Origin of the sequence: Bradyrhizobium sp. UFLA01-814, assembly GCF_046718885.1 — a bacterium.
In the GTDB taxonomy this organism is placed as follows: Bacteria; Pseudomonadota; Alphaproteobacteria; order Rhizobiales; family Xanthobacteraceae; genus Bradyrhizobium; species Bradyrhizobium elkanii.
Genome location: NZ_JAQOSR010000284.1, coordinates 1 through 6,113, shown reverse-complemented (window position 1 = coordinate 6,113; position 6,113 = coordinate 1). Strand labels below are relative to the sequence as shown.

The window sequence follows — 6,113 nt, the reverse complement described above, 5'->3', positions numbered from 1 at the left end:
TGGGCCGATCGCTGCCAGCTCAGCCGGCGGACGCTGACACGTCTGTTCCGGCGCGAGACCGGCCAGAGTTTTGCGGCCTGGCGCCAGCGGGTGCGGCTGCTCGAAGCGCTGGCGCGGCTCGGCGCCGGCGAGGCCGTCACCTGCGTTGCGCTCGACGTCGGCTATGAAAGCCCGAGCGCTTTCGCCGCAATGTTCAAGCGCGAGCTCGGCGCCGCGCCGCGCCAGTATCTGCGCTGGGCCGATCCCGAAGTGGTGTTGAGGTAGGCTGATTCGCGTCACGCATCTGCCGGAACGCAAAACCCCTGCGGTCAACGGGAGAGACCGCAGGGGTTTGCAGGTGGATGGCGTGAGGCCAGCAAAGGCTGGGTGTCACCCCAAGGACCGGCGGCCGGATGAAAGCGGTACCGGCCTCATCATGCAAGCACGTCTTTTAGGCAGGAGTGCGTCAACATTCGCGAGCAAAGCGCGCGAAAGAATCTTCTCGCGCGCGTTGCATGCGCGCCCGCTCTAGTCGTTGCGGGCAACCGCCGTCAGCTTGGTCATGTTGTGCAGCATGATCCGGCCGCGCTGCAGGTCGACGATGCCGTCCCTGCGCCAGGTCTGCAGCTGCCGGTTGACGCTTTCGCGCGCGGCGCCGACGAAGATGCCGAGCTGTTCCTGCGAGATGTGCACCTCGGAACCGAAATCCTCGGCCAGCGCGCACAGCCGCCGTGCGAGGCGGACCGGCAATGGCTGCAGCACGGATTCTTCCATCCGCTCGCTCTGCCAGCGGATGCGCTGGCACAGCAATTCGATCAGCCTGACCGCAACCTTCGGCTCGCGCTCGAGGAAGCCGAGGAAATCCTGCCGCCGCAACACGAACAATTCGCTGGGCTCGCCCGCGGTCGCATCCGCGGTGCGGTCCTGACCGTCGAGCACCGCGACTTCGCCGAACAGGTCGCCGGATCCCATGAAGTTCAGTGTGAGCCGGCTGCCGTCGGAAGCACCGGTCTCGATCCGGATCTGGCCACGGCGGACCCCAAACAGGGCATCGCCGGGATCGCCTTTCTGGAACAGCACCTCGCCGGTCGCGAGCTGCTGGGTGTGGCAGAGGCCGGAAAGCCGCTGCAATTCGTCCGCACCGAGATCGGCGAACATCGGATTCATCTTCAGAATGACCGCAAATTCGGCCTGTTTGCTCATTGTACTGCTGCCTTCCAAATCCATCCGAGCCGATCCCCTGACGCCCGGTTAGCAAAAATCACCCTCATAAGAGTGTGGGAGAGGTCACATAAGTTCATGCGGTAACGGATTATTTTTCCGGTCATTGGAGCCAGATCCCGCTTGCGGGATAAACTCGTGTGATCGGCCGTGACTTTCTGCAACGGAACCCCGCTTGCCGGCCTGGAACAACGACATGAGAGCACTGAAATTCGCCGGGGCCGCCATCGCTGCCGTGATCGTGATCATCGCGCTGGTCGCAGCGGTCGGGATCCCGTCCTCGTTCCTCACATCTGCGATCACCGATCGGGTCGAGCGCGAGACCGGCTACAAGCTCACCATCAATGGCGGCGCCAAGATAGGCCTCTGGCCGAGGGTCAATCTGACGCTGAGCGATGTCGTGTTGCAGGACCCGCGGGGGCGCGACGTCAACAACCGGTTCGCAGCCGCTAGCGTCGGGGCCGAGATGACGTTGTCGAGCCTGTGGTCGGGCCGGCCCGACATCACCGACCTTTCGATCGTCAAGCCGGTGATCAATCTGCCGCTGCAGCGCGAGCGCACCCGCGACCACAATCCGCCGGCGAAATCCTCCGCGTCCGATGGCGGCGGCATCACGATCCGGCATGTCAGCATCACCGGCGGAACCATCGTGCTCTCCAATGTGCGCGACCGGGTCGAGAACCGGGTCGAGACGCTCAACGCGGACGCGACCATTGGCGACGACCGCAAGATCGTCGTGACGGGTGATGCACACGCCGGCGACAAGCCGCTGAGGTTCGAGATCCGCGCGACCGCGCCGCAAGCGCCGCTGGAGCGTCAGAGCGTGCCGGCCGAATTCAGCATCGATGCGCCCGGCCTGTTGCCCGCGGCGATCAAGGCGAATGCGGAAGCGCGCTTGAACGGCACGGTGGTGATGTTCAACGGCGTCTCCGGCACGCTCGGCGATGGCGGCTTCACCGGCTGGGCGTCGGTCGATTTCGCCAGCAACAAGCCGCTGGTGAAGCTCGATCTCGACTTCCAGCGCATTGCGATCGCGATGCCGCCGGGCCAGCCCGGCTTCGCGCAGCCGCTCGGCACCAATACCTGGAGCAACGCGTCGATCGACCTTGCCGGGCTCAACTATGTCGACGCGCAGGCGCGCATCTCGGCGGCGGAGCTCGTGATCGGCGACGGCCGCTTTGCGCAGGCGGCAATCGATGCGTCCATCGACAGCGGCGTGCTGAAGGGCCGGCTCGCCAATCTCGGCGCCTATGAGGGCACCGCCAATGGCGACGTCACCATCGACGCGCGAGCTACGAATCCAACCTACGCGCTGCGGCTCGACCTCGCCGGCGTGCGCGCGCTGCCGGTGCTGAAGAGCCTTGCCGAGTTCGACAAGCTCGACGGCAGGATGCAGGCCAAGATCGCGCTGACCGCGCAAGGCGGCAGCGAGCGCGCCATCGTCGGCAATCTCGCCGGCACCGCCTTCGTCGTGTTCCAGGACGGCAAGATCCTCGGCCTCAACGTGGCGCAGATGATCCGGAGCCTCACCACCAGCACCTTGTCGGGCTGGCAGGAGAGCCAGGAATTGTCGACCGATCTCAGCCAGCTCTCGGCGTCATTCAAGGTCGACAAGGGCCAGGCCGTCACCACCGATCTCAATCTGATCGGCCCGCTGGTGAAGATGACCGGGATCGGCACCATCGACCTCAACACCCGCCAGATCGGGTTCCGCGTCGAGCCGCAGCTCGTGATGACCACCGAAGGCCAGGGCCGCGCCGGCAATCCGGTCGGCCTCGGCATCCCCGTGATGCTCGAGGGACCCTGGGTATCGCCGCGGATCTATCCGGAGATGCAGGGCATCCTCGACAATCCGCAGGCGGCCTATGCCAAGCTCAAGGAGATGGGCAAGGGCCTGTTCGGGGCGAACGGCCAGGGGCTGAGTGAAGGCCTCAACGGGCTGACCAATCTGCTCAACGGCGTGCAGGGCGGCGCGCAGCCCGGCACCGGCCAGCCACCCGGCGGCGGCGCCGGCCAGAGCAACCCGCTCGGCGGGCAGCTTGGCGACACCATCGGCAATTTGCTGCAGCAGGGCCTCTCCACCTTCAATCAAGGCAACGCATCGCGGCCGAGCCGCAGCCTGGCCAAGCCCGAGGCGGACGCGCCGCCGGCCGCCGATCCGGCCCCGCCACCGCCCCCTCCGCCCGGCGAGACCGCCGAGCAGCACGACAGTCCGGCGATGAAGGACGTGCTGCGTCAGCTGTTCAATCGCTGATATTCCCGGACATCCCCCGCCGATATGAAGGGATAACCATGCGGCCCGAGCGGCCGCCCCGCCTCGCCGATCCGTGCTAAACAGCGGCGGATCGTGCGGCGCACCCGATTGATGCGAGGGGCGGACGAGGCTGGATGAACGCGGCTACGGACAAGGGCAAGAACTGGTTCCTGCGCGGCGGCCTGTTCGCCAAATATGTCCTCGCGCTGGTCGGCCTCGTCGTATTCGTGCTCGCGGTCAACGGCGCGCTCGAGACCTGGATCAGCTACCGCGGCATCAAGGGCACGCTGACGGATGCGATGAGCGAGAAGGCGGACGCCACCGCCAAGCGCATCGAGCAGGCGATCTCCGACCTCGAGCGCCAGATCTCCTGGGTGACCCGCGCCTCCTCCAATACGATCGAGCTGCGCCGCGCCGACTATGCCCAGCTGCTCGGCCAGGTGCCGGCGGTGAGCCAGCTCACCCTGATCAGCGGCCAGGGCCGCGAGCTGCTGCGGCTGTCGCGCCAGACCACCACCGTCAACTCCAACGCCGACTTCTCCCGCGATGGCAGGTTCACCGAGACCATCGCCCGCGGCACCGCCTATGCGCCGGCGTATTTTCGCGACGGGCGGCCGTTCATGTCGATCGGCGAGCAGCATTCCGGCTTCAATGCCGGCGTCACCATGGCCGAGATCGACCTGCGCTTCCTCAATGACTATTTCGGCGATTCCCAGGTCGGCCGGCTCGCTCATGCCTATGTCGTCGACGGCAAGGGCCGCGTGCTGGCGAGCTCGTCGAAGGGCCCCGAGGTCGGCAAGGATCTTGCCGCGCTGCCGCAGGTCGCCGCGGTGCTTTCGCCCGGCGGCAGGCCGATCGCCTCCGGCAAGGATGTCGACGGCAACGCGGTGCTGACCACAGCAACGGCCGCGCCGAACCTCGGCTGGCACGTGTTCTATGAGCAGCCGACCGCGCAGGCGCTGTCGCCGATCCGCGACCAGCTGGTGCGCATCGCGCTCTTGATCGCGCTCGGCCTCGTGGTCGCGATCATCGCCGGCACGATCCTGGCGCGGCGCATGCTGGAGCCGATCACCGCGCTGCGCACCGGCGCGCGGCGGCTTGGCGCCGGCGACTTCGGCCATCGCATCGAGGTGAAGACTTCAGATGAGCTGGAGGAGCTCGCCGGCCAATTCAACAGCATGGCCACGCAGCTGGCCGAAACCTATTCCGACCTCGAGGCCAAGGTGAAGGAGCGCACCCGCGACCTCGCGCAATCGATCAACGAGCTGAAGGTACTGGAGGAGGTCGGCCGCGCGGTGGCGTCCTCGCTCGATCTTGCCGCCGTGCTGCCGACGGTCGGCGCCCGCGCGCTCGAGATCACCCATGCCGACGCCGTGCTGATCTATGGCTATGACGCCGCACGGCGCAGCTTCACCCTGACGCAATCGATCGGCATCGACAGCGGAGCCGAAGGCCATCATCGCGCGATCGATGCGGCAAACAGCCCGCTCGGCGACGCCGCGGCCAAGGGCGAGCCGCTGGCGTTTCCCGATCTCACCGACCAGCCCGATCATCCGCTGCGCGATGTCGTGGTCGGCGCCGGCTTCCGCTCCGTGCTTGTGGTGCCGCTGGTCGACCAGCAAGGCGTGCTCGGCGCGCTGGTGGTGCTGCGCAAGGCGGCCGGCGATTTCCCGTCGAGCCTGATCGGCCTGATGAAGACTTTCGCGCACCAGGCGGTGCTGGCGATGCGCAACGCGCGGCTGTTCACCGAGGTCGACCAGAAGAGCCACGCGCTGGAAGAGGCCAACGCCACCGTGCGCGAGCAGGCCGACAAGCTGCGCGAGCAGACCGAAGCCCTCAAGGACTGGAACAAGTCGCTGGAGCAGCGGGTCGAGACCCAGCTCGGCGAGATCGAGCGCATCCGAAGGCTCGAGCGCTTCCTGGCGCCGCAGGTGGCGCAGCTGATCGCCTCGTCCGACAATCCCGAGGGCCTGCTCGACAGCCACCGCCGCGAGGTCACCGTCGTATTCTGCGACCTGCGCGGCTTCACCGCCTTCACCGAGGCGACCGAGCCGGAAGAGGCGATGAACGTGCTGCGCGAATATCACGCCGCGCTCGGCAAGCTGATCTTCAAATATGAAGGCACCCTCGACAAATATGCCGGCGACGGCGTGATGATCCTGTTCAACGCGCCGATCCAGCTTGCCGACCACACCGCGCGCGCCGTGAAGATGGCGGTGGAAATGCGCGACACGGTCGGTCCGCTGACCGAGAAGTGGCGCAACCGCGGGCATAGCCTCGGCTTCGGCATCGGCATTGCGCTCGGCTATGCCACGCTCGGCCAGGTCGGCTTCGAGCAGCGGCTGGAATATGCCGCGATCGGCAGCGTCACCAACCTCGCCTCCCGCCTGTGCGGCGAGGCCAAGGCCGGCCAGATCGTGGTGAGCCGCCGCGTCTACGGCATGGTCGAACCCTTCGTCGACGGCCGCGCCATCGACGACCTCGTGCTGAAGGGATTCAATCATCCGATCCTTGCCGCGGAGATCCTGAGCTGGAAGGGCGAGCCGAGCGCGGAAGCGGCGGCGGAGTAGCCCCGCTCTCTCCCCACGTCGTCCCGGGCAAGCGAAGCGCGACCCGGCAACTGTTATGTCGGTTTGGTCTGTAGGTACGGCTTTCGGTC

4 protein-coding genes are annotated in these 6,113 nt (G+C 66.8%); 3 read left to right on the top strand and 1 reads right to left on the bottom strand.

Translation table 11 applies throughout. The features are described 5' to 3' along the window. Positions 1-264: helix-turn-helix domain-containing protein (locus PMN64_RS41380; RefSeq protein WP_411784926.1), on the top strand; the 264-nt coding region annotated here is incomplete at its 5' end. A gap of 243 nt (positions 265-507) precedes the next feature. Here PMN64_RS41380 and PMN64_RS41375 read toward each other — a convergent pair. Continuing rightward, entirely contained in the window at positions 508-1,182 is a 675-nt protein-coding gene (locus PMN64_RS41375; protein ID WP_016845951.1) for a Crp/Fnr family transcriptional regulator, read from the bottom strand. Between the two features lie 214 nt (positions 1,183-1,396). Between PMN64_RS41375 and PMN64_RS41370 the strand changes: the two genes are divergently transcribed. Together PMN64_RS41370 and PMN64_RS41365 are read left to right on the top strand one after the other, a co-directional pair. Further along, a complete protein-coding gene (locus PMN64_RS41370; RefSeq protein WP_411784925.1) occupies positions 1,397-3,454 on the top strand; it encodes an AsmA family protein in 2,058 nt (685 codons plus the stop codon). A gap of 134 nt (positions 3,455-3,588) precedes the next feature. Beyond that, positions 3,589-6,024 (top strand): adenylate/guanylate cyclase domain-containing protein, encoded by a 2,436-nt coding sequence (locus tag PMN64_RS41365; RefSeq protein WP_411784924.1) that lies wholly within the window; start codon positions 3,589-3,591, stop codon positions 6,022-6,024. The last annotated feature ends 89 nt before the right edge of the window (positions 6,025-6,113 follow it).